Annotated in this window: 24 protein-coding genes; 14 read left to right on the top strand and 10 right to left on the bottom strand. The window is 44.5% G+C overall.

The window, feature by feature from the left end; all coding sequences use genetic code 11:
- Nucleotides 1-37 precede the first annotated feature (37 nt).
- Genes G7035_RS22400 through G7035_RS22380 form a run of 5 tightly spaced genes read left to right on the top strand, consistent with a single transcriptional unit; the run spans nucleotide 38 to nucleotide 4,315 of the window.
- Nucleotides 38-745, top strand: coding sequence for a lantibiotic protection ABC transporter ATP-binding protein (locus G7035_RS22400; RefSeq protein WP_019687342.1), 708 nt, complete (start codon nucleotides 38-40; stop codon nucleotides 743-745).
- Between the two features lies 1 nt (nucleotide 746).
- Nucleotides 747-1,478, top strand: coding sequence for a lantibiotic immunity ABC transporter MutE/EpiE family permease subunit (locus G7035_RS22395; protein ID WP_019687343.1), 732 nt, complete (start codon nucleotides 747-749; stop codon nucleotides 1,476-1,478).
- A gap of 1 nt (nucleotide 1,479) precedes the next feature.
- Entirely contained in the window at nucleotides 1,480-2,238 is a 759-nt protein-coding gene (locus tag G7035_RS22390; protein WP_019687344.1) for a lantibiotic immunity ABC transporter MutG family permease subunit, read from the top strand.
- Nucleotides 2,239-2,276: 38 nt separating this feature from the next.
- Complete coding sequence (locus G7035_RS22385; RefSeq protein WP_019687345.1) at nucleotides 2,277-2,936, top strand: response regulator transcription factor; 660 nt, start codon at nucleotides 2,277-2,279, stop codon at nucleotides 2,934-2,936.
- Complete coding sequence (locus G7035_RS22380) at nucleotides 2,927-4,315, top strand: HAMP domain-containing sensor histidine kinase (protein WP_019687346.1); 1,389 nt, start codon at nucleotides 2,927-2,929, stop codon at nucleotides 4,313-4,315. Before G7035_RS22385 ends, G7035_RS22380 begins: the two co-directional genes overlap by 10 nt.
- 222 nt (nucleotides 4,316-4,537) lie before the next feature.
- On the opposite strand, the gene G7035_RS22375 is transcribed toward G7035_RS22380, so the two are convergent.
- Together G7035_RS22375 and G7035_RS22370 are read right to left on the bottom strand one after the other, a co-directional pair.
- Entirely contained in the window at nucleotides 4,538-5,875 is a 1,338-nt protein-coding gene (locus G7035_RS22375; RefSeq protein WP_019687347.1) for an MFS transporter, read from the bottom strand.
- 10 nt (nucleotides 5,876-5,885) lie between these two features.
- The gene (locus G7035_RS22370; protein ID WP_016820812.1) at nucleotides 5,886-6,917 is read right to left on the bottom strand and encodes a quercetin 2,3-dioxygenase; all 1,032 of its coding nucleotides are present in this window, start codon (nucleotides 6,915-6,917) and stop codon (nucleotides 5,886-5,888) included.
- Between the two features lie 185 nt (nucleotides 6,918-7,102).
- Between G7035_RS22370 and G7035_RS22365 the strand changes: the two genes are divergently transcribed.
- Nucleotides 7,103-7,984, top strand: coding sequence for a helix-turn-helix domain-containing protein (locus G7035_RS22365; RefSeq protein ID WP_019687348.1), 882 nt, complete (start codon nucleotides 7,103-7,105; stop codon nucleotides 7,982-7,984).
- Between the two features lie 110 nt (nucleotides 7,985-8,094).
- On the opposite strand, the gene G7035_RS22360 is transcribed toward G7035_RS22365, so the two are convergent.
- The gene (locus tag G7035_RS22360) at nucleotides 8,095-10,134 is read right to left on the bottom strand and encodes a fibronectin type III domain-containing protein (RefSeq protein WP_016820810.1); all 2,040 of its coding nucleotides are present in this window, start codon (nucleotides 10,132-10,134) and stop codon (nucleotides 8,095-8,097) included.
- Nucleotides 10,135-10,464: 330 nt separating this feature from the next.
- On the opposite strand from G7035_RS22360, the gene G7035_RS22355 reads away from it, so the two are divergent.
- Nucleotides 10,465-10,794 (top strand): DUF3817 domain-containing protein, encoded by a 330-nt coding sequence (locus G7035_RS22355; RefSeq protein ID WP_016820809.1) that lies wholly within the window; start codon nucleotides 10,465-10,467, stop codon nucleotides 10,792-10,794.
- A gap of 125 nt (nucleotides 10,795-10,919) precedes the next feature.
- Here G7035_RS22355 and G7035_RS22350 read toward each other — a convergent pair whose 3' ends face one another.
- The 3 genes from G7035_RS22350 to G7035_RS22340 all read right to left on the bottom strand — a co-directional run bounded on the left by G7035_RS22350 (nucleotide 10,920) and on the right by G7035_RS22340 (nucleotide 12,180).
- Nucleotides 10,920-11,126, bottom strand: coding sequence for a hypothetical protein (locus G7035_RS22350; RefSeq protein WP_016820808.1), 207 nt, complete (start codon nucleotides 11,124-11,126; stop codon nucleotides 10,920-10,922).
- 37 nt (nucleotides 11,127-11,163) lie between these two features.
- Complete coding sequence (locus G7035_RS22345; RefSeq protein WP_025364962.1) at nucleotides 11,164-11,415, bottom strand: YolD-like family protein; 252 nt, start codon at nucleotides 11,413-11,415, stop codon at nucleotides 11,164-11,166.
- Between the two features lie 195 nt (nucleotides 11,416-11,610).
- The gene (locus G7035_RS22340) at nucleotides 11,611-12,180 is read right to left on the bottom strand and encodes a TetR/AcrR family transcriptional regulator (RefSeq protein ID WP_019687349.1); all 570 of its coding nucleotides are present in this window, start codon (nucleotides 12,178-12,180) and stop codon (nucleotides 11,611-11,613) included.
- Nucleotides 12,181-12,316: 136 nt separating this feature from the next.
- Between G7035_RS22340 and G7035_RS22335 the strand changes: the two genes are divergently transcribed.
- From G7035_RS22335 to G7035_RS22305, 7 genes are all read left to right on the top strand, one after another.
- Nucleotides 12,317-13,780, top strand: a complete 1,464-nt coding sequence (locus tag G7035_RS22335; protein WP_172494063.1) for a DHA2 family efflux MFS transporter permease subunit — start codon at nucleotides 12,317-12,319, stop codon at nucleotides 13,778-13,780.
- A 204-nt stretch (nucleotides 13,781-13,984) separates the two neighbouring features.
- Entirely contained in the window at nucleotides 13,985-15,520 is a 1,536-nt protein-coding gene (gene nikA, locus G7035_RS22330) for a nickel ABC transporter substrate-binding protein (protein WP_019687351.1), read from the top strand.
- Nucleotide 15,521: 1 nt separating this feature from the next.
- Entirely contained in the window at nucleotides 15,522-16,466 is a 945-nt protein-coding gene (nikB, locus tag G7035_RS22325) for a nickel ABC transporter permease (RefSeq protein ID WP_019687352.1), read from the top strand.
- Nucleotides 16,463-17,317, top strand: coding sequence for a nickel transporter permease (gene nikC, locus G7035_RS22320; protein WP_019687353.1), 855 nt, complete (start codon nucleotides 16,463-16,465; stop codon nucleotides 17,315-17,317). The genes nikB and nikC overlap by 4 nt, the downstream gene beginning before the upstream one ends.
- A gap of 7 nt (nucleotides 17,318-17,324) precedes the next feature.
- On the top strand, nucleotides 17,325-18,161 hold the full coding sequence (locus tag G7035_RS22315; protein WP_019687354.1) for an ATP-binding cassette domain-containing protein: 837 nt from the start codon (nucleotides 17,325-17,327) through the stop codon (nucleotides 18,159-18,161).
- Nucleotides 18,154-18,996, top strand: coding sequence for an ABC transporter ATP-binding protein (locus G7035_RS22310; protein WP_019687355.1), 843 nt, complete (start codon nucleotides 18,154-18,156; stop codon nucleotides 18,994-18,996). The genes G7035_RS22315 and G7035_RS22310 overlap by 8 nt, the downstream gene beginning before the upstream one ends.
- A complete protein-coding gene (locus G7035_RS22305) occupies nucleotides 18,963-20,273 on the top strand; it encodes an MATE family efflux transporter (RefSeq protein WP_019687356.1) in 1,311 nt (436 codons plus the stop codon). Before G7035_RS22310 ends, G7035_RS22305 begins: the two co-directional genes overlap by 34 nt.
- 121 nt (nucleotides 20,274-20,394) lie before the next feature.
- Here G7035_RS22305 and katA read toward each other — a convergent pair whose 3' ends face one another.
- The 4 genes from katA to G7035_RS22285 all read right to left on the bottom strand — a co-directional run bounded on the left by katA (nucleotide 20,395) and on the right by G7035_RS22285 (nucleotide 24,180).
- Entirely contained in the window at nucleotides 20,395-21,852 is a 1,458-nt protein-coding gene (gene katA / locus G7035_RS22300; protein WP_017427013.1) for a catalase KatA, read from the bottom strand.
- 288 nt (nucleotides 21,853-22,140) lie between these two features.
- On the bottom strand, nucleotides 22,141-22,743 hold the full coding sequence (gene cysC / locus G7035_RS22295) for an adenylyl-sulfate kinase (protein WP_019687357.1): 603 nt from the start codon (nucleotides 22,741-22,743) through the stop codon (nucleotides 22,141-22,143).
- Between the two features lie 49 nt (nucleotides 22,744-22,792).
- A complete protein-coding gene (locus G7035_RS22290; protein ID WP_019687358.1) occupies nucleotides 22,793-23,692 on the bottom strand; it encodes a TIGR02452 family protein in 900 nt (299 codons plus the stop codon).
- Nucleotides 23,689-24,180 (bottom strand): riboflavin biosynthesis intermediates N-glycosidase, encoded by a 492-nt coding sequence (locus G7035_RS22285; protein ID WP_019687359.1) that lies wholly within the window; start codon nucleotides 24,178-24,180, stop codon nucleotides 23,689-23,691. The genes G7035_RS22290 and G7035_RS22285 overlap by 4 nt, the downstream gene beginning before the upstream one ends.
- Nucleotides 24,181-24,198 lie beyond the last annotated feature (18 nt).

Below are 24,198 nucleotides of genomic sequence, written 5' to 3'. Positions count from 1 at the left end.
AAGTAATTGTCAGAACGAATGAAAAGGATGAACTGATATGGATAACATTATTTTACAGACTAAAAATCTCTGCAAAACCTTCAGACGACAACAGGCGGTGAACAACGTCACATTGTCTATTCAGGAGAATTCCGTGTATGGTCTGCTCGGCCCGAATGGGGCAGGAAAATCAACTACTTTAAAAATGTTAACCGGTATGCTACGCCCCACGGCCGGTGAGATTTTATTTCAAGGAAAACCCTGGTCCCGAAAAGATCTGGCTCAGATCGGTGCACTGATCGAAGCTCCTCCCCTCTATGAGAATTTGACAGCTAGAGAGAACCTGAAGGTTCGCACAACGTTGCTTGGACTACCTGACTCGCGGATTGATGAAGTGCTGAACATTGTTGATTTGACCCATACCGGGAAAAAGCGCTCGGGCCAGTTCTCGATGGGCATGAAACAGCGGCTAGGCATTGCGATTGCTCTCCTCAATCATCCCAAGCTATTGATCTTAGATGAACCAACCAACGGACTAGACCCCATTGGTATTCAGGAGCAACGCGAGTTGATTCGCTCCTTCCCGAAGCAAGGAATTACCGTAATTCTTTCCAGTCATATCCTATCCGAAGTCGAACAAATCGTTGACCATGTTGGGATCATTGCTGGCGGCGTATTAGCTTATCAAGAGGCGGTCACTCCAGGACAAAACCTGGAATCGTTGTTCATGCAGATTGCACAGGAATACCGAAAGGGAGGTGAGTAGCATGCAGCAAAACATAGCAGCCGAACATTTAAAATTAAAGCGCACCTTCACGAAAAAGCTAGTCTGGCTGGCTCCCATCGTTACTCTTCTTCTATGTACCGGGCTCATGGGAGGACATATGTTCCAAAGCGCCAGCTACAACTGGTGGTATATCATGCTGCTGCCAGGTGCTCTCACCTTAATGTGCTCAGGAGTCATCCAAAAGGATGGCAAGAAGCTGAAATACCGTGCTATCCTCGGCATGTCTGTGGATTTGGCCCAGGTATGGTACGGGAAAATCGGGGTTTGCGTAAGGCTCTTAATGGTTTCATCTATTATCCTATTTGTAGGGATAACTCTTGGCGGATTCGTATTCTCATCTTCCGTGACACTAGCAGGAAGCGTCGCTGCAACTCTAATACTTTTTGTTACCTTTTTGTGGCAAATTCCACTTTGCCTGTTCCTAACGGACCGAATAGGCATGTTTTCCACCCTAATCATCAACATGCTGGGCAATGTAGCCTGCACCATCTTGTTCGCAACGTCTTCTATATGGTGGGCGGTACCCTATGCTATTCCAGCTCGAGTGATGTGCGCCGTCATTCAAGTGCTGCCTAATGGGCTTGCTATTCTTTCAGAAGATCCACTTTTGGATAGAGACGTAATTGTGCCCGGCCTAGTGATCACCGTTGGTCTATTCATGATTCTGTCCGTCCTGACGGCCATGTCTTTCCGCAAGCGGGAGGCTAAGTAAGATGATATCCTTCTTCCGCAATCTGAAATCTGATGTGCTTAAACTTAGAAGGCAGCCCTTATTGCTGGTGCAGCTGCTTGTGCCACTCCTAGGCATAGCAATCTTTCTAGCCTATTATTCCTTTACTCCATACTCACCAATTTCGAAGGTAGACGGCTATTTGCAAGTTCTGGCTGTGGCTCTTCCTACCATGATTGGTATTGTATGCTCCATTGCTGTTGAGCAGGAGTCAGTCGCTGGAAATTTCCAACACCTCTTGACCTCGCCGGTGAAGCTGCTACCTTTTTTGAGCAAGCTTAGCCTGCTTCTGTGCTTGGGATTTGGTAGTGTGCTGCTTGCCTCAGGCGGCTTTGGAGCTTGTTATATATATCTGATGAAAGAGTCCCCGTATGGCTTGATGTTTTATGTGTTGGCTGCCTGCATACTGTGTATGTCCAGTGTATTCCTTTATCTTCTGCATTTTTTCATTAGCTTGAGATTCGGCAAAGGAGCTTCTATCGGTCTGGGCATCATGGAGAGTCTATTGTCTGCTTTGCTCCTTACAGGGCTGGGTGATCATAATTGGATATTCATCCCCCCTGCTTGGGCGGCCCGGTTCATCACCATCTGGGTGCAATACGGTGTAAGCCCAGCAGATTCTATCCCTGAAACTATACAGCTTGATTGGGGAATTAGATATTGCGTAGTAGGGACCTTCGTCATCATGGTATTATTAGGGTTATGGATTTGTCGTTGGGAAGGACAAAACTCATCGGAGTAAAGATTAGAGTAAAGAAAGCAAAGGGAAGTGAATTAAGCATGGCAAACTTGTTGGCCGTTGATGATGAACCTGCCGTTTTGGCACTCCTTCAAAATATTTTGCAAAAAGATGGCCATGTTGTCACGGTGGTCTCCGCCTCCCCACAGGTTCTCACCATGCAGCTTGGAGCCTTTGACCTCATCCTACTTGACGTAATGATGCCAAGCATGGACGGATTCACCCTCTGTCGGGAAATTCGCAGTAAAGTGGACTGTCCGATACTGTTCCTCACGGCAAAATCCATGGAGAACGATGTGATGTTGGGCCTTGGGGAAGGGGCTGACGATTATATTGTCAAGCCGTTTGGGGCTGGAGAGTTGCGCGCTCGAATCAACGCCCATCTCAGACGGGAGCATCGTGAACGACGAAATGTATTCTGCATCGGGGAAGTTCATTTTAATCTGTCTGGTAAGGAAATCACCGTTCAGAATGTTGTAATCCCGTTTACCAAAAGTGAATATGAAATATGTAAGTTTTTAGCTCTAAATTGGGGCCAGGTGTTCTCTAAAGAGCAGATTTATGAAGCCGTCTTTGGGTTTGATGGGGACAGCGATTCCGCTACCATTGTGGAGCATATCAAAAATATCCGGGCCAAGCTTGGCAAAGTAGAGGTTTCGCCAGTGGAGACAGTTTGGGGGATCGGGTACCGATGGAAGTAGCCAAAGTACAGCAAGCACGCAAGATAACCAAACTGCGAACCATTTTCCTGGGCTATTTAGTTATGTTCTGTATCGGGACAATTGCGCTCGCGCTGTTCCTGGTCCTCATCTTCTATGTCCTGATGTCTTGTGGAACCATTCTTCCCGCGAACTATGCTGAAAATCAAGTATGGGAGGATAAGGCAATCATTGAAGCTGGCAAGACCCTACAGCCGGATTCTCGGCAGAAACTATATAGATATGCGTTATTCACTTCGAAAGGCCGCCACATTGAGGGAAATCTTCCTGAAAAGCAGGCTCAAGCCGCTTGGAGTGTTACGCAGCAGAGCAATACTGCCTATCAATTTCCCTATAACTATGTAAAAGTTTCACATAATAATAAAGTTACTGTGATGCGCTACTCTGTCTCGGCACAGTTTGAACATCCTATTCTACGTCAATATCTGCCGAACGCGGAATTGTCCTTTTTTGCCGTGTTTTGTATCGCCTTCCTGGGGGGAGGAGCCCTACTCGCTTCCTCCTTCGGACGAAAGCTGACGCGCAAAATGAGTGGATTGCAGCAGGCTACAAAGCAAATTCAGGCACAGGACCTGGACTTCTCAATTCAGCTCAGTGGTGTGATGGAAATCGACCAAGTGCTCCATTCTATGGATAAAATGAAAGAAACGTTAAAGACTTCGCTTCAGAAACAATGGAATCTCGAAAAATCTCGTCGCGAGCAAATATCCGCCCTTGCACACGATGTCAAAACACCGCTCACTATCGTTCGCGGAAACGTAGAGCTGCTGTCCGAAACCGATCAATCGGAAGAGCAAAAGAACTATACCGATTATATAGCGGAGAGCACCAGGCAAATGGAGCAGTATATCAAAACTCTTATTGAAATTTCAAAAGCAGAAACAGTAGCCACCCTGCAGGCGGAAACGATAGATACGGACTACTATTTAACGAAGGTGAAAGATCAGGTAAAGGCCTTGGCTGCTGTCAAAAAAACATCCGTCGCATTTGCTGCATACAACCTCCCTAAGACGTTGTATGCAGACCCCGTTCTGCTTGAGCGAGCCATCATGAATGTTGCCTCTAATGCGGTAGATCAAGCACCAGAAAATAGCGAAATCCGGCTGACTGTAGAGTCTGTGGAAGAATGTATGCGGTTCAGCATCGTAGACGAAGGCCCGGGCTTCTCTCCTGAGGGCCTCAAACAAGCAGCGGAGCAATTTTATATGGGTGATTCGTCCAGAAGATTAAGTGGACATTACGGTATGGGCCTATATATAACAAAATCCATTGTGAACCTACATGGCGGACAGTTGATCATCGCCAACTCTACCCAGACAGGCGGCGGACAAGTAAGCATTGAGATACCATCGGTGCATTGATGACCTAATGTTAAAACCACCAAAATAAGTATTAGCTATTAGGTTGGTTTGATTTCATAAGGTCCCCCCTCTTCCTCGTTTGTTATTGAAACGATATAAAACGCTACTGACCTTCGAAGGTCAGTAGCGTTTTATCATTTTGCCATCGGAATGAAAACACTCCTGGCGCAGGCTATAGCGATTATTATAAGGAACGTGGTTATTTGATTACTGTATGTGTTGCTAAACGAATGTTGCTTTTTTACGGAAAACTGTAAAATAAAATATAGCAAATCCTATTATCCATATGCCCATAATCCAAAAAATAGAGCTGAACACACTTTGACTTTGTGCTTCTTGATCAAGTACGGATCCTAGAATAGACGTTCCGATAGCCCCCGCCATAAAGCTTCCCATCATATAGATACCCATACCAACTCCGGTTTGCTTACCGCTTAATGTTCGAGAAATGGTGTTTGCCATTGTAATCTGAGCGAACGTTAACCCAGTATTCGCTAGAATTAAAATGATCGCAATAACTGCTGGGGCCGCCTCTGTAAAAATACCTAATATAAGATATGCTATCACTTGGAATAGGAAAGCCAACGAGAATACAAAGCGGTTGCCCTTTGCATCCGCGATTTTCCCACCTACCAGCCCAAGCAATGCAGCAATCAAAGCACCGGGAAACATTACGAGTCCTGTATTTACAGAAGATAAGTGATGTATTGAGCTTAGCACCTGCGGTATCAAATACGGAACACATAAATTAAGGGTAAGAACCATACAAGCGATAATCAATCCTATCGTATATCTTGTATTTTTAAAGAGTGTCGGTTCAATAAAGGGTTCATCTGTTTTGTTAATACGAATAATGAACAATACGAATATGAGGATCGTAGCCGCGAAATAGCTCCAGCTGTGACCAGTAATGGAGAGCAGCAGCAGCGTAATGGAAGCGGCAAGCAAAATACCTCCTATGAGATCAGCTTTTCCTTTTGAAGGTGCTTCATTGATTAAATACCTTCTGAAAAAAGGAATGGTAACAATTATTAAAAATGAGATTAAAAATAGGTAACGCCAGCTTGCGAATCCAATAACAAAACCAGCAATAATTGGACCTATTGCCGTCCCTAAAGCCATTCCGGCAGAAGTAATCCCCAAAGCCTTGCCACGATTTGCAATAGATATATAGCGAATCGGGATCAACATGGATGAGGCCGGAACAACAGATGCTCCAATGGATTGGAAAATTCTGCTTACAATAACCATCCAATAATTAGAAGAAAAGAAGCCGAATATAGATCCTAGCGCAAAGCAACATAATCCAAAGGTAATTAGGTTCTTCAACCTAAACATGTCCGCCAATTTTCCGTAAGCCACTGATCCAATAGCATAAATAATGATATATGCTGTTACAACCCAGCTTACTTGGGAAGAGGATAATTGAAATTCTTCGCGTAGTGAAGGTAGTGCGACATTAAACATGGTAGAATTCATCACTGAAATCACCATTGCAAATGCAAGTATCCAGATAATAGCATAGGACTCAGATTGTTTGGTGCGATTGTTAACTGACACTGCGTCCTCCCTACTTCCGATCGAGCGGAGATTTAGCCACCACGTTCAGATCAAGTTCGTCGATAATAGCCATTACACGATCCATACGGAGCGGGCCTGGTTCTGTTGGAAAGGTGTATGTTTCGTGCGGTTCACCCAATGCCCGGAAGAAAGGTTCGAACAATCCAGACACCAACATACCTACGACTTTCGTATAATGAGAGTCCAGTCTATACGAATGAAGTGTTCCTGCAGGTACATGAAGAAAATCTCCAGGGAATAGTTTTACTTCTTCTCCGTTTGCCCACATCGTCATTTGTCCCTGCACACAGAAGAAAGTTTCTGTATGGTGGTTATGAAAATGTTCAACAATGGGGTCTCCTTTCGGGCCATCAGAAGCTACAAAAATGTATTCCCCGTTCGTATTTTCTTGAGTAGCTAGAATCCTGTGAAGCTGGTCTCCAGTGAGCAACCGGTCTCCCTCTCCATTTTCCAGAACATAAGGAGCTACGCTTCTTGGATTATGGCTTTCTTCAGACGAGTTATACTCCCCCCATCGAACAGCATCTTGAAGGAATACAATGTCTGCTCTATTGGAAGCTTCCGTCAATTGATTCTCAGAATACGAATTCATCGCTGTGGTTGGATGTTCAAAGTAAGGATACGGCTCTCCTAAAAGCTCATATATTGCCGTGAGATTACCTTTAATCGAATAGGAAGCAAAGCGATTTCGATGCCCAGCCATTCGATACGCATGTGCGATTCCAGGAGGGATATGAACATAGTCTCCGGCAGTCAACAAATAGTTCACTCCATCGAGCATAAATTCAATTTTACCTTCCATTACATAGATAGATTCAAAAGCATCTTTATGTCTGTGTAGCGGAAAGGTCTCTCCTTTCCCACCTGAAATCGTCGTTAATTCGAGTACATCCCCAGTGCTTTTAAAATCGGCAATAACAGTAGCTACCTGTTGACCAAATACATACCTTCTTCCATCCCCGCTACGCAGCAAATATGGCTTTTTTTCTTCTGGAAGCTCTGTAGTTAAACTAACACTCATCATGTTATCCTCCTTTGTATTTATATTTAAAATTTTAATAGTTTCGATTTTTCACTTAAATGGTCATGAGCGACAGCTTATGGGCAATTACGACCTGTATCAATTGAATACATCTTAAAAATTGATATAATAAAATTTATGACTAAAAAATGGTGTGCTTTCTACCAACAAAGGAGGGGATCGCATTGGTTAGCGAAGAGGCATATTATCTAGACCATAATTTCACAAATGGGACTCCAATTTCTCTTTGTCCTATTCAAATAGAGGGAAATATTCAAAAACACGCTCATGATTTTTACGAAATATCTTATATCAAGGAAGGTAACGGCACACTAAAATTTTCTACACAAACGTTGCCCGTCTCCAAGGGAGATATTATTTTTATCCCTTATGGAAAAGAACATCTCTTTGTTCAGAGTAATACAACAGATCATACACCGCTTGAGGTTATGAACTGTCTTTTTGACAAGCAAATACTAACATTGCCCGGAGAGCCTGCTGATAGCCAAATTCAAGAGGATTTCTATCGTTTGGCCCTTCTTTTTCGGGAATGTACTGACTATATTCAAGTTCGAGAAAATGCAAAAGAATTTGCTAAAATTATGTACACTATTGAAATGGAGCAAAAATGTAAATCCACCGGATTTAGATATAAACTTTATTTATACTTAATCGATTTATTAGAACATATCAGCCATGCCATGCAACAAATAGCTCATGTTTCCAGGCCAATCATAACCGATCCCATTCAATATGCGATTGATGATATAACCAGAAATTATAAAAATCCGTTGTCCGTTGACCAAATTTGCAAACAATTCTTAATTAGCTCACGGCAATTTCAACGCAAATTTAAACAAGCCAGCGGAATGACCTACACCAAAATGCTGCAGGATATTCGTATTCACGAGAGTTGTAGCTTACTATTAGATACTCATTGGAGCGTTCAAACGATCGCACTTGAAGTCGGTATTCATGATATGAAATATTTCTATCGAATCTTCAAGGAACGATGTGGATTAACCCCTCATGAATTTCGCTTTCATGCCTGTTCGAATATTCAGTAATGCGTAGATCTTATGGGCGTCTAAAAGCTCCCTTTTTCGCATGTTCATATACATTTCCTAACAAAAAGAGTTCTAAAGTTTTTACTTTAGAACTCTTTTTTCAGAAGTATTTATTTGGTAATCGTAATTTGTTTGGATGCAGTATTATAGTTTACCTGATAACCCGAAAGCTCGCTGATGACTCGTAATGGAACCAGCGTGTAGCCGTTAACAATAACTGGAGCAGTGATGCTCGTCGAATAATTTCGGGAGTTGTTTAACTCATATACAGCAAGTGTGGAATTCTTGACTTGAAGTACTATTTGTTTGCCGTCTGTAGGACGATTCAGAATGATCTTTTTGGTGCCTTTTTCATAATTTACATCGTAACCCACCCGTTCACTGATAAATCGTAACGGGACCATCGTTACGCCATTTATGATTTTCGGCGCCTGAGCTATCGTTGTAGCCCGACCATCCACATAAGCTGTTTTAGCTCCTGGTGTTAGGGTGAACGACGTTGAATAGGAAGCAACCGCACTGTTCGTGTAATTCGTCGTAGTACCGGAAGTGGTGGTAGTAGAGCTTGTCCCGGACGATGAACTGCCGGTGCCTAATGCTCTATTGCGAATAGCCTCCAATCGATCCAGCAGATCGCTTTTACGTGTACCGGTTGGCAGATCACTAATCGCATCTCTGGCAGAACGCCAGTCGGACGCATTTAGACTGTTCTCCGCAATCCGCATTAAATCTCTCGCTTTCTCATAGTTCGATGAACTAGAGGACGAAGAGTAGTAACCATCCGAATTCGTGCGTTCGGATATCTTTACACCACTAGATTCCCTACCACTACTATTTACGGTTATGACCTTAATCTCATACCAGCGTCCCTCTCGTAAATCCGTAATTTTATAGGATTCTGAGCTTGTAGTTCCCTTATAATCGCCATCAACATATATTTTCACCTTCTCTGCTCTGCTCGGCATGTCATAGGTGATTTTGATCCAGGTGTCGCTTTTGCTATCGACTTCAAGATTGGACACTTCTGACGAATTGGAGGACGTACTGTCCGTTGTGGCAGTCAGTTTCACACCGGAAGACAACGCACCTGTGCTTCGCTTGGATTTTATCGTGAATGTGTATGTCTGGCTTGCCGAAAGATTGTTAAATGTATAGGATGATCCTGTTGAATCCGTTACCAGCTGGCCATCCTTATACAGGCTGACTGTACTAATTCCGCTAGGTCTTGTCCAGGAAACAGTAACGCTATAGTTATTAACTGATGTCACTGAAGCACCTGTCACTTCGGGCACAATATCGGTAGAGACTGAAGACGTTGTAACGGGAATACTAACTCCCTGAGATAAGTTTCCGGATTTGTCTATCGTTTTGACCGTTACATTGTAGGCTGTAGCAGCATTCAAGACATTAAACGTGTAAGACGTGCCTGTGGTTCTCTGAATTTCTGTACCATTTAAATAGATAATCGCTTGGCTTAAGTCAGTATCCTTAGGCAATATGTAATTGATGGTAAATCCATTATAACCTACATTCGTCGCTGTCAGCCCGCTTACTTCTCCTGGGGGTGTCTTATCTACAGGACCATCAACGGAAGCTGTTTTAGCCTGAATTGTTGTACCGAGAGATTCATTTCCACTCTTATTCACCGTTTTCACGCGAAAGGTATATGTCGTGTTCGGCTGTAAACCGCTCATCATATAAGAGTTACTTCGAATGTTATCTACATATACATCGTTAGTGACATTAACCACTTTTACATGGTCAAAATTGATGTCCGACGGATTGATCCAAGACAAATTTACTTTTGTTGTTTCTGTAGGAACCGCAGTAAGACTGCTTACATCTGCTGGCGCAATATTCGAAGTAACCAGCTGGCTCGACATTACTTTTATCATTTGGTTAAGAGTGGTCTTCTGACCAGTTAACGAAGTCAATTTCGCGCCAGAAGTGATCGGTATATGGCGTCCTTGAAGAGTCGCTAATTTGGTATGTGATTGTGCACTATTCAAACCTGTCAGATTTGAGTTATGCCTTTCAGTCGGCAACGCGCTAGCCACTGCATCGGGTCCCAAAATGCCATATCCCGTATTCAAAATCAGTGTGGCCGTTGCGAACGGAGCCATCCATTGACGCAGACGTTTTTTATTCATATGCTATGCTCTCCTTGATACCAGTATGGAAATTTTATTTGTCAAAACGAATAAGTAAACGCACAAACCCTTCTGCTGCAATCCAGCTTTTAAAATATATACCATAACGTACAGACGTTCATTTAACTGTTATCGGAATTTCCATACCAAATGTTTAGACCTCATTTTTTTCTTACGTTAATCTAAACAACCCGGACGTTGTGACCCGAGTATCAAAGTAAATATTAAGAGTTAGCTGTAAATTTTCGATATATCGTAACTTTCTACCGTTTAATAACATTGCATTATAGGATATATTAAATTTTAAGTAACAGAAAAAGGAGGTCTATTATGTTCAAAAATGCTTTTAAAACGTTTGGTGCCATTGGTAATATTGAAGCGATTTCTTATTTGCTGCTTGTATGTATTGCCATGCCACTTAAATACGCAGCTGGAATGCCGCAAATGGTAAGCTGGGTGGGAATGATCCATGGGGTACTGTTTGTGGCTTATGTGGTTGCCACGTTAGTCATGTTGATATTGCGTAAAATTACGCTGCTGCAAGGGCTTGCAGCCTTGATTGCCTCGCTGTTGCCGTTCGGCCCCTTCATTTTCGATCGTAAGGTGCTTAAGAAAGCCGCAGCCCGCACTAATCATGCCAGCCCGATCAAAGCTACATAAACCTATACCAGGCCTAGGTCAACGCAGCCATGCGGTGTTCTCTTTACCACTTATATAGCAGAATATAAAAAACAACCGATGGCTGTAAACCACTCGGTTGTTTTTTTATTCATGAATAATAATTATTAGTTCCTGGCATTTTCCAAAAATTCATAATAGCCATCATTTGACGGATCATCCTGGTTATTACGTTTGAGATATCCTGCTATAGCTAGATAAGCAAAAAGTCCGAACATAGCAGCAGAAACAACTATATATACTTTAAAACCGAAAATCATTGAAAAGATGATCATAAAAATACCGATTGTAAGGGAGACGCCTAACTTTGACATTCTTTCATCCCTTTCTGTTATATTTATGTAATCACAACTAATCTCTCGGGTAATTTACACTCATGATATCCATAAAAGGAACTTTATCCGTTTCTCCATTACTCTCTACATGAACCTTGCCTGTTCTCGGGTCCATTTTAACGATTTGTCCGCGGGTTGCTTCTTCGCGTCCCCATACAGTCAATACAACTTCGGATTGCTCTTGTTGTGCTTCTACAAGCTGATTCCCGATTTCCTCCAGTACAAATTCATCCCGAGTAGGCCGTTTGGGTACCTTCGCTTTTGCCACTTGCATCACTCTTCCTTTCGCGCAAAATCAAATTCATTCCATTTTACCATACTTTTCATCATTTGGTGCTGGTAATGTGAGTAAAATTACATCCCAGGATGCACCAAAAAGCCGAGTTCTCAAAAATGAAAACATCGACTCTCTAAAGTCGCTTGTTGGAGCTCATTAGGGGCGCTTGAAAACCGACCAGCTAAGTCATTTGACCAATTGTGGAATGTAATCCACGATGTTATAAATTGGAGCACTGCTCTGTTGCGTAACGGCCAAAATTAATGCACCTTCGAGCATTGAAATGATCAGTACCGCCAGGCTGTGTGCCTTTTCCTCATCCAAGCCCGATTCCTGAAGACGCTCCATATAAATGCGCTGCCAATCTGTAAACGTATTCACACAAGCATGACGTAGCGATTCGCTGATACAGGAAGTTTCCGCAGCAGCCCAGAAGCCAATCGGCATGAAGCTGTCAAAGCCGAGACGGTCTGCCTCCTCAGCTGTATGACGAATAAAATCCTGAATGGCTACTACAGGATTTTCGTTTCCGCTCAGTGCCTGTTTTAATTTTTGCTTAATAAACTCATTCCCTCTTCTTATGCACTCCAAAGCCAACTCTTCTTTACCATGTGGAAAATAATAATAAAGTGATCCCTTCGGCGATCCACTCTCGGCAAGAATCTGATTCAGTCCGGTCGCATGATACCCCTGGTGAAAAAAGAGTCTCGACGCCGTTTGTACGATATTCTCATATGATTCGGGTTTAGCAGTCATATACAGCATCCTTCATTATATAATATTTGAAACTTTTACTTTGACAAAAAATAATAGCATGTTTATTATATATAGACCGATCGTTATAATTCAATACCCATTAATTTATTGGAGGAACAAAAACAACATGAGTACAATGAGTCAAACAAGTTCACCCTCTGAACCCAAGACGTTCAAGGTGCTACCTATTATGATTGCCCTGCTCCTTAGTGGCTTTATTGGAATGTTCAGTGAAACGGCACTTAACATTGCGTTGAATGATTTGATGCAGATTTTGCATATTACAACAGCAACAGCCCAATGGCTGACTACCGCTTATCTGCTGACACTCGGTATTTTGGTGCCTGTATCGGGATTGCTGCTTCAAACCTTTACTACAAGACAGCTGTTTGTGGCATCGTTGCTGTTCTCAATAGCTGGTTGTCTCGTTGCGGCGCTTGCCCCTACCTTTTCAGTGTTATTGATCGCACGCATTTTGCAGGCCATTGGTACAGCACTGTTATTGCCGTTAATGTTTAACACCATCTTAATTATCTTCCCTGCTGAAAAAAGAGGCGCGGCTATGGGAATTATCGGATTGGTTATTATGTTTGCACCTGCGGTAGGGCCTACTATTGCAGGGCTGGTGCTACAAAATTTATCTTGGCACTGGATCTTCTGGATCTCTCTTCCGTTCCTGGTACTCTCGCTGATCTGCGGTATTTTGTTTATGCAGAATGTCTCAGAACCGACCAAGCCCAAGATTGATCTTTTATCTATTATCCTATCTTCCATTGGTTTCGGCGGTGTCGTGTTTGGTTTCAGTAAATCCGGAGAAGGTGGCGAAGGCTGGACCAGCTTGGTTGTTTTGCTTCCTGTGATTGTCGGTGTGGTATCGTTGATTTTGTTCTCTGTACGACAGTTGAAAATGAAGGCACCTATGCTGAATTTGCGTGTATTTAAATTTCCAATGTTTGTGATCGGCGTTATCATGGTGTTCTTATGTATGATGACGATCCTTTCTACGATGCTGATTCTTCCACTGTTCTTGCAAAAAGGGCTGGCCTTGTCCGCTTTAACAGCAGGTTTGGTGCTTCTGCCCGGTGGGATTATCAACGGTCTCTTGTCGCCTATTATGGGCTCCTTATTCGATAAATTCGGTCCCAAATGGCTTGTGATTCCAGGACTTGTAATCGTGGCTGCTGTGTTGTTTTTCCTGTCAGGCATTACAACGACATCCACGCTCGTACTCATTATTGTGCTGCATAGCTGCTTGATGATCGGCATTTCTATGATTATGATGCCAGCCCAAACTAACGGTCTAAACCAGCTCCCTATGGATCTATACCCAGACGGAACGGCTATTATGAGTACGCTCCAGCAAGTCGCTGGTGCAATCGGTACTGCCGTAGCGGTAAGTATTCTCTCCAAAGGCATGGACAGCTATTTGAGCCAATCCAGCATGCCTCAATCCGTAAATGAAATGGCTAATGCCATGGTAATCGGATCTCAGAATTCATTTTTCTTTGCAATGGTCATCAGCGTGATCGGTCTGATCCTTGCGTTTTTCATTCGCAGAGTTCATGTTGAACATGGCACTGCTAAAGCACCCATGCACTAATTAACCATTATTTTTATTCCAAATATAATACCTGAATAAATTTAAAGGCTGCTAACCATCTCATTTATGGTTAAGCAGCCTTTTTTTACGAATCTAGATAGGTATTCATATAATTACATATTTACAAATCCTCCTCATTTGGTTACGATATGACTCACGGAGTAAAGCGTAAAAATTACGATTACTATTAAGGAGGACTCCCTGTTGTTTAAACGTTCATATTTCAAACTATGTATCCCTGCGGTAATGGCGGTGATGATGACAGCCTGTGCTTCATCTCCATCCACTACATCCACATCCTCTACGGCACCACAAGATAAGAGTGTCACCTTATTGTTCAACGTGCAAAGCCCTTCTATTGATCCTCATACAGATATTAATTACACAGCCGTTCGTGCTGGAGTAAATGAAACACTGATCAAAGTGAATAAGGATCTCAAGCTGGAAGCTTGGCTTGCAGAGAAATGGGATAGTAAGGACGGGCGACACTGGACCTTTAGCATCCGACCAGGCGTGAAATTCCATAGCGGTAAAGCCGTAGATGCCGCAGCTGTCAAAGCCTCTCTGGAAAGAGCGCTAAAGCTCAATCCATCGGTCAAAAATGCACTACATATCCGTGATATTCATGCAGAAGGGAAGACCTTGAGCATTACGACGGACAAGCCCTTCCCGGAATTTGTATCTGAGCTGGTTCATCCGAATACCGCAATTATGGACACCACAGCCACAGGTGACTTCCCATCGGGAACGGGGCCGTTCCAGGTTGCCAGTTTCCGTGCCGGAAGTGAACTGAATCTGGAGCGCAACGAGCACTATTGGAACGGTGAAGTAAAGTTGAAACATGCCAAGTTCATGTTTAACGAAGACGCCAATGCACGTCAGCTTGCTTTTCAAGCTAAAACAGCCGATATTGTGTATCGTCCGCCTATTGAAAGTCTGGAGCTCTTGAAAGCTGATTCTACCGTTAAGATTGACTCTCTTCCCAGCCTACGGACGCACCAACTTATTTACAATATGAACAATCATGATCTAAAAAAAACAGCTGTGCGCAAAGCATTTGATCATCTGATCAACCGAGATGAGATTGCGAGCGGTATCATGTCTGGTCAGGGAACCCCTGCGCAAGGTCCGTTCTTGCCGGATTTTCCTTTTTCACCGGAATATATTACGAAAAAGTTTGATTTGAATGCGGCGCGAGAAGGCTTCAAAGAGGCTGGATATACAGTGCAGAACGGCAAAATTACGAATCCTGATGGCTCCCCCCTTCATTTTACATTGTTAACCTACCAGTCGAGAGCAGAGCTTCCACTCATTTCACAGCTAATTCAGGCTAACGCTAAGGAGCTTGGCATTACGATTGATATCCGTCAGGTTGATAATATTGATGAATATCTGGCCGCTCATCAGGATTGGGATTTGGCGACTTACAGTAACATTACAGCCCCGCGCGGCGATGCAAGCTACTTCCTGAATGCGGCCTATATGCCGGAGGGAGCATTGAATTACGGTCGTGTGCATATACCAGAACTCGAGCGTATGATTACACAACTGAACACAACTGTGAATGAGGAGCAGCGCAACAAGCTGGCGCTGAAGGCTGTCACGCTGATTGACCAAGAAAATCTGCAATCCTTTCTAGTTCATCCAAACAACGTAGTGGCCTATCGTAATTACGTACATAACTGGGTAACCAGCCAAAGTGAATACTATCTGCTGACCCAGGACTTGGATGTGAACTAGCATGTTTCAATCCATTGCCAAAAAGTTTCTGACGTTTATGTTGTTTTTTCTTATTCTTTCCTTTGTGAGCTTCTGTCTGCTTAAGCTTGTTCCGGGCGATCCCGTTCGGAGTATTCTTCGAGTAGATGATGTAGCTGTATCCAATCAGCAAATTGCAGATATGCGTAGCCAATTGGGGCTGGATCAGCCATTGCCTGTGCAATATGGTAAGTGGCTGGTTCAGTTGCTCCAGTTGGATTTTGGACAATCTTATTTAACCCATCGTCCAGTCTTGACAGAGTTTATAGAAAAGCTGCCTTATACACTCCTCCTGACTGGAGGCTCCTTGTTCATTATGCTGCTGATAGCTCTCCCGTTGGGCACATTGTCTGCGCTGTACCGTAACCACTGGATTGACAGTGCCAGTCGTGTGTTTGCCTTAATTGGCTCCTCGATTCCCAGCTTTTGGTTAGGTCTTTTGTTTATCGAATGGTTTGCGGTTAAATTGCGTATTTTGCCGTCTATGGGAGACGGAACTATTTTCCACTTAGTCCTCCCTTCCCTTACCCTCGGATTGGCAATGGCGGCTGTTTATGTACGAATGATTCGCGCAAGTCTGATTGAAAGCTCGGGGCAGGATTTTATCAAAGCAGCTCAAGCCCGTGGAATCAGTCCGGTTCGCATTTTTTTCAGACACATGTTCCGTCACAGCTTAGTTCCACTTATTACGGTATTCAGCGAGAGCATTGGCAGCCTATTAGGAGGTACGGTGGTGATCGAAGTGCTATTCGCCTATCCGGGGCTTGGCAAATGGATTGTGGATGCAATTGCCGCGAGAGACTACCCCATTATACAGGGCTATACAATCTTTATGGCCGTATTCATTATATGTCTCAATATCTTGGTAGAGCTGTCCTACCGTTGGGTCAATCCTGAAATTGCTTTGAAGGAGAAACGTTTATCATGATAAAATCCGTACATGCGGAAAACAGGCAGTTCACCAGGGCACGATTGTCCAAAGCATGGATCGGATCACTCTCCATCCTGTTTATTCTTACAGCCATTACAGTCATACCCTTCTTAGCTCCGCAAGATCCGTATCATATCCAAATGGGAAGTCGACTTCAACCGATCAGCGCAATGCACTGGCTGGGAACCGATCATTTGGGTAGAGATGTGCTGTCGAGAGTCATAGCAGGACTACGGACGACAGTCGGAACCAGTTTGTTGATTTTGATCGTTTCGCTGGTTGTCGGGGTTCCCTTCGGTCTGCTGTCAGGATTTATTGGAGGCTGGATGGATCGTGTATTCCAACGTGTGGTCGATGCCTTCATGACTTTGCCTGATTATATTTTTGCCATTGTACTAAGCGGCCTGCTCGGACCAGGCTTAGGGAATCTCATATTCGCGGTCTCTGCAGTAAAATGGGTTGGTTATGCCCGCCTGGTGCGCAGTACCGTTCTGGCTGAAAAGCAAAAGGATTACATTTCGCTATCGATACTTGCGGGTACCTCCTCCCTGCGAATTGTCATGCGGCATATTCTGCCCCATGCCATTGGGAATGTACTGGTACTGGCTACGCTGGATATCGGCAAAATCATCTTAATGATAGCCTCTCTATCTTTTTTGGGCTTAGGTCCTCAGCCGCCCATTCCCGAATGGGGAACGATGTTGAATGAAGGGCGTGCATATTTTCAAATGGCACCCCATTTAATGCTGGGTCCCGGCATAGCTGTCGTACTCACCGTGCTACTGGCGAACGTGTTTGGAGACAAGCTACGCGACCGATATGATGTTAGAACCCGGTCAGAGGAGTGAACTATACATGCTGACTATTGAAGGCTTAACGATTCGGACAAAAGCAAAAACGATTGTAGAACAACTGGAACTTGCCATTCATCCGGGAGAATGGTGTGCTCTGGCAGGCGAAAGCGGCAGCGGTAAAAGCATGACTGCGTTCGCTATTGGCGGTCTCCTCCCCGCTTCTGTTAGCGCTGAAGGAATCATCATGTGGAATGACGAGAATTTGCTTGCCCTACCTGTTAAACAAAGACGTTCCTTGCTTGGCAGTGAAATATCTTACATTTTTCAAGATTATCACGGGGCTTTTACACCTTTTTTACGTGTGGGCAGCCAACTCGACGAGCTGATGTGTGCTCACGGCAAGCAAGACCGTAAAGCGCGTAAGCAGCGCTGTATCGAGGTGCTGGAGCACGTACAGCTTCCCGCCGAACGTGTGTACCGCAGCTATCCATTCGAGCTCAGCGGCGGTCAATTGCAGCGAGCGGCTATTGCAGCTGCACTGCTTCTAAAACCAAAGTTGCTTATTGCCGACGAGCCCACAACTGCGCTGGATACGCTCACTGCACACCGAGTACTCCAGCTCATTGATCAAATCCGGATGGAAACGGGAATTTCCGTCTTGTGGATTACTCACGATCTACGGCATGTACGGAAGTATGCGGATCGAATTGCAGTAATGCGTACAGGTGTTTTGGTTGAAGCTGGCCAAACGCAAGCGGTGCTAGACCATCCAGTCCATCCCTATACGCGTCGCTTGCTGGCGGCTATTCCGCCGCTGTCTCCAGGCGCTCCTTCGCGTTTGCCATGCAATAGCACTGATGAACAGCTTGCACCGGAAAGGAGCACAATACATGAATAATCAAGCCGCCTGCGCTCAGTGGCAAGACAGCTCTAATCCTGTTGTTACCGTCTCCGGTTTGACGAAGGCTTACACTGGGGGCAAAACTGTGCTGCACGATGTTGCTCTATCGATCTTGCCCGGAGAATGTCTGGGTGTTGTCGGAGAAAGCGGCAGTGGGAAAAGCACACTCGCTCGCTGTATTTTAACATTAGACCCGTTTGATCAAGGTGAGCTTAGACTGGATGGACAGTCCATTCGAGGATTAAAGCGAAGTGAATTAAAACGGATTCGCAGCAGACTGGGGGCGGTATTTCAACATCCATCCGCAGCTTTGAACCCCAGACTAACCATTCTGCAATCACTGCTGGAGCCATTGGATCAGCTCAAGTGCTATGTTCCTTCCTTTATGGCGGGTATGCCCTCCGGACGTCGGAATATAGCAGAACAACTGTTAGGTATGGTAAAGCTTCCGGCCAGCTATCTGGATAAGTTCCCACATCAGCTCAGTGGTGGGGAAAAGCAGCGTGTAACCATTGCACGTGCCATTAGCACAGAACCGGATTTTATCGTATTGGACGAACCGACTGCAAGTTTGGATGTGACCACACAAGCCACGGTTTTGAATCTGCTTAAGGATTTGCAGGATGAGTTGCGACTGGCTTATCTGTTTATCTCGCATGATCTGGCGGCTGCGCACTTTATGAGTGATCGAATTATGGTTATGAAAGATGGCCGTGTGCTTGAGCATTTTTCCAAGGAATCATTATTTCATTCGGATCGGCATCCCTATACACAATCGTTACTGGAGGTTTTTTCAACATGCTGCCTTCCCACCGAGCCTATCTTGCTTTAGCAATCCCTTTAATTATTTCGACGATTACAACCCCGCTACTCGGTGCGGTGGATACAGCAGTAATCGGTCATTTAAGCCACTCTGCCTATTTAGGCGGCGTGGCAGTCGGTACTCTTATTTTCAATACTTTATATTGGCTGTTTGGCTTTCTGCGAGTCAGTACGTCAGCTTTCACAGCACAAGCCGCAGGGGCACAAAATAACGATCAAGGCATAGCTGCTCTCATGCGCCCACTTGCCATAGCTCTACTCATTAGTGCAGTATTTATTGTATTGCAAAAGCCCATTTTGCTAGCTTCTCTCCAGCTCATCCATCCAGCTCAGGATGTGGCAGAGCAAGCAGCAATTTATTTTAACATCCGTATTTGGGGAGCACCCCTTACATTAGTGAACTATGTGCTGCTCGGATGGCTGATGGGATTGTCCCGCGTGAAAGCTACACTATTTTTACAAATATCCATGAATGTGATTAATATGCTATTAGCTATTGTATTTACACAGATCATGCATTGGAATGTCGCTGGGGTTGCAAGCGCTACTCTGATTGCAGAAGCTCTTGCATGTGTATTGGGTCTTGTACTGGTGTTCCGTTCACCGATTTGGAGAGAATGGAAGCGCAGCGGACAGAGGAATTGGCGAGAATGGTTCGGTGCCTCAGAGTTAAAAAGTGTCATGGCGACGAACCTTGATCTCATGATTCGTACTGCCTGCCTGTTGACGATGTTTAATCTGTTTACGGCGCGCAGTGCGAGCTTTGGAACCGATCAGTTGGCGGCAAATGCTATTTTGTTGCAGATCCATTACATTATGGCTTACTTTTTTGACGGGTTCGCCAACGCCAGTAGCATCATGACGGGTCAGGCTCGTGGTGCCGGGGATCGTAAAATGCTGCAGAGAGTTATTCATTTGTCCTGGTTTTGGACACTGGTTACCAGTGTAGTGACGGGAGGATTGTATCTTGCACTGAAAGATCCGCTGATCTCGCTATTTACGGGGAATGCTACAGTGATTAGCCTGACAGCTCCTTACAATGGGTGGCTGGTGGTCTTTCCCCTAGCAGCCGGGCTGGGACTGGTATTCTACGGTGTGTTTACAGGGATGACGGTAACGTATCCGATCCGTAATTCGATGCTGATTTCACTGGTCTGCTTTTTGATTGCTCTCTTCTGGTGCGTTCCTCATTATGGGAATCATGGACTTTGGTTATCCTTTATCATCTTTGCCCTGGGACGGTCACTGTTTCTGGTGGTCTACTTACCTCGGTTGAAGAGGATTTAGTAGCCCCTGCTTTACATCGCTCTCAAAAACAAAGGATGTCCCCTCCACCATATATGTGGTGTGGGGACATCCTTTTATTATTTATTCATACGGCTTTCAGGTTAGGCGCTTGCCAATCCTTCTACTCGCCTTGTGGTACGGTCAAGCCCAGACCATCCGCTACACGACGCCCGTATTCAGGATCAGCTTTATAGAAATGACCGATCTGACGCAGTTTGATTTCATCACTTTCTACAGGCTTCATGGCATTTACAATGTTTCGGACCAGACGTGAGCGCTCCTCTTCACTCAGCAAGCGGTACAGGTCCCCTGGTTGTGTGTAGTGATCGTGATGATCATAGGCTACACTTTGTGCCTCGCCAGACACTTCAAAAGGAGCAATTTTGTGAGCAGATGATTCTTTCGGTCCGCCGAGACTATTCGGCTCGTAATAGACAGATCCCCCGCCATTACCGTCACTGCGCAATGCACCATCGCGTTGATAGTTGTGTACTTCCGCATGTGGCCGGTTGATTGGCAACGCATTATGGTTTGCACCTACACGGTAGCGATGTGCGTCACCATAGGCAAACAGGCGTCCTTGCAGCATCTTATCCGGGGAAGCCTCAATACCAGGAACAAATGAACCTGGCGAGAATGTCGCCTGCTCTACCTCAGCAAAGTAGTTCTCAGGATTGCGATTCAGCACCATGCGCCCTACCTCGATCAGCGGGTAATCCTTTTGAGACCATACTTTGGTCACATCGAATGGATCAAAACGGTACGTATCCGCATCTTCTATGGGCATAATCTGCACATAAAGTTTCCATGCTGGGAAATCGCCCTTTTTAATCGCATTAAACAAATCTTGTATATGATAATCCGGGTTTTCACCGGCAATTTTCGCAGCTAAATCCACATCGAGATTTTGTATGCCTTGTTCTGTTTTAAAATGATATTTCACCCATACGGCCTGTCCCTCGGCGTTCACCCACTTGAACGTGTGGCTGCCAAAACCATGCATATGTCTAAGTGTAGCGGGAATACCGCGATCAGACATGAGAATACTTACCTGATGCAGCGATTCAGGAGACAAGGACCAGAAATCCCAGACCGCATTCGGGTTTTTCAAATGCGTTTGGGGGTGACGTTTTTGCGTATGAATAAAGTCAGGAAATTTAATGGCATCCCGAATAAAAAAGACAGGTGTATTATTGCCCACGAGATCATAGTTTCCTTCTTCTGTATAAAACTTTACCGCAAATCCACGTGGATCGCGTACAGTATCGGACGAGCCTAGCTCACCTGCCACAGTAGAAAAACGGATAAACATCGGTGTACGCTTACCCACTTCGGACAAAAAGCTTGCTTTTGTATATGAAGACAAATCATTAGTGACTTCAAAATATCCGTGTGCCCCCGCACCTTTGGCATGAACAACCCGTTCCGGCACACGCTCCCGGTTAAAATGCGCCAATTTTTCCAGCAGATGCACATCCTGAATTAGTACAGGCCCCCGTGAGCCTGCTGTAATCGAATTCTGATTATCTCCAACAGGAGCGCCCCAGCTTGTAGTCAGGTTCGTTGGTTGGTTACTCATAATTGAAATCACCTCTTGATTGAATTGGTTGACCTTGTGCCTTTCACTATAAATTGTACACAAACAAAAATCAATACTTTTTTATAATAATTATAATTTAGGATTTAGAATTAGTTTAAAATCACAAATAAAAAAGCAAGCCCCTTAAGGCTTGCCGTAATATAGTGCTGTATTTATTTACAATAAAGTGACTTCAATTTCTATATTCTGAAATGATCGCATTGATCACTTCTTTAGGTTTTGCTATGGAGATTTTCAGACAATATTCATATGGAATTCATCATAAAATCATAAGAAGAGCTGCTTTCTATCGAGAAAATCCAGAATATCCTGTACCGACTGATTTACCTCCCGGCCTTCCGTGGAGACGATTAAATCAGGTTGCAGCGGTACTTCATAGGGAGCATCAATCCCCGTAAAATGATGAATTTCTCCAGCTCTTGCTTTTTTGTACATTCCTTTTGGATCACGACGCTCACATTCCTCTAGACTGCATTGTATATAAATCTCGTAGCAGCCTTCCTGTTGTAAAATATCCTTTACCATTTCACGATCCTCACGATATGGTGAAATAGTGGCGCAAATCGGTAGAACCCCCGCATGTGCCATTAGCTTGGATACTTCCGCTATACGACGAATATTTTCTTTGCGGTCAGCGGGCAGGAAACCCAAATTGCGATTCAAACCATGCCGAACATTATCCCCATCCAAAATAAATGTACGTATACCTCTTGCATATAACGCTTTTTCGAGTGTGGAGGATACCGTTGACTTTCCCGAGCCAGACAGCCCCGTAAACCAAAGCACCGGACTCTTATGTCCGTTCAGAAGCTGTCGAGCTTGCTTATCCACTTCTGATACATGCCAGGTAATGTTGGAAGATGGGTTCATTCAGCACTCTCCTATTTCATCAGTATTAATGTTTAATCTGTCTCTAACATCAGGATAGAGCATTTTTAAAACTGTTTAAAGTACGCTGCTCTGCTTTGTGGTCCAATACTGCAAAGACAATCCGCTCAAACAGCAGTCCATATCCTTCAGCTACAAGCACTTGCTTAAACCAGTCGGCAACCCCTTCCGGCTTGTTACGGAATACCCCGCAACCATAAGCACCAAGCACAAGATGTTCTACCCCGTTTTGCATGGCCATTCCCAAAATGTAACGGATGCGCTCCAACATGACCTCTCCAATCCGATACACTTGCTCTGGCTCCCGTTCACGCACGACTCCAGCATTCACAGCAGGTGCGGTCAGGAAATCGACTAGATACGGCTCTTCCAGCAATGTTCCCTGATCATCCCGAAATACAGGGACTTGAGGAGAATAAATCATATAATCTGAATAAAAACAGCTTCGCAGCTTCCGATTATGTTGGTACATTTCCTCCATTTGTGAAATGCAAGGATACAGCGCTGACGAACGAGCTAAGCTTTCCTCTTGAGCCTGGCTGCCTCCGAGGAATCCGCCCCCTGGGTTTTTGGCTGATGCAAAATTCAAACAAGCTACGTGTTCCCGCTTCTCCTCGACCTGGAGTCTATGTGCGGCCTGCAACGTACTTTCTCCCGTTACTTCCATCTTTTTAATGATCGCCTGTTCGACTACATCGGAAGAAGCTCCTAATATACTTTTTACTCTTTGCTCTGCATCTTGCTTTATCGCTACCAGTTGAGAAGGTCTATATAGCTTCGAGCCTGTGACCGCATTCCCTACCTCTTTTGCTATATTTACTTGTACCTGTTTGGTATTTGTATAATGCCCATTCTCTAAAATGGATAATGTTTCATGCGCCATATGTGACCTGGCATCCCGCTTACTTCGGGAATTCATTGTGTTTTTCATGGTGACCAATCCTCCTTTTGCAATAGATCTTCACGTAAATTCGTCAATATTTCCCCCAGCCAGTTCGTACCCCGCCATAGCTTCCGGTGCCGTATACGAGCATCATTTTCAGCTAAACCTACACCCCAAATGGTATCCGTGGGACTAGCCTCAACCAGAGTAGTTCCCTTCGTTTTAAGCAGGTGCTTGAGCAAATTCGTATTTTGGGTGAACTTGGCATAATTTCCGTCATACACGAATTGCTGGCAATTTGCTTCCCATAAGGATTGGTCAAATCCGCGCACACTGCGACCACGGGCTTTTTGCTCCCTTGGGGTAGGGGCTTGCATAATTTTCAGAGCTGCCTCTTCATCTCCGAAAAGCTGCGCTTTTTTTAGCATCATATATTGCTCAGCACAGTTAAACTCCAATCCATCCACGACAAATTCACAAGGGTACCATTGCGAAAATGGTGAATGACTGCGATAAAAAAATGTAAACTTCTCCATGACTAATCCTCATTTCTT

Source organism: Paenibacillus polymyxa, from assembly GCF_015710975.1.
Lineage (GTDB): Bacteria > Bacillota > Bacilli > Paenibacillales > Paenibacillaceae > Paenibacillus > Paenibacillus polymyxa.
The sequence above is the reverse complement of the archived record's forward strand: the minus strand, read 5'-3'. Positions and strand labels throughout refer to the sequence as shown.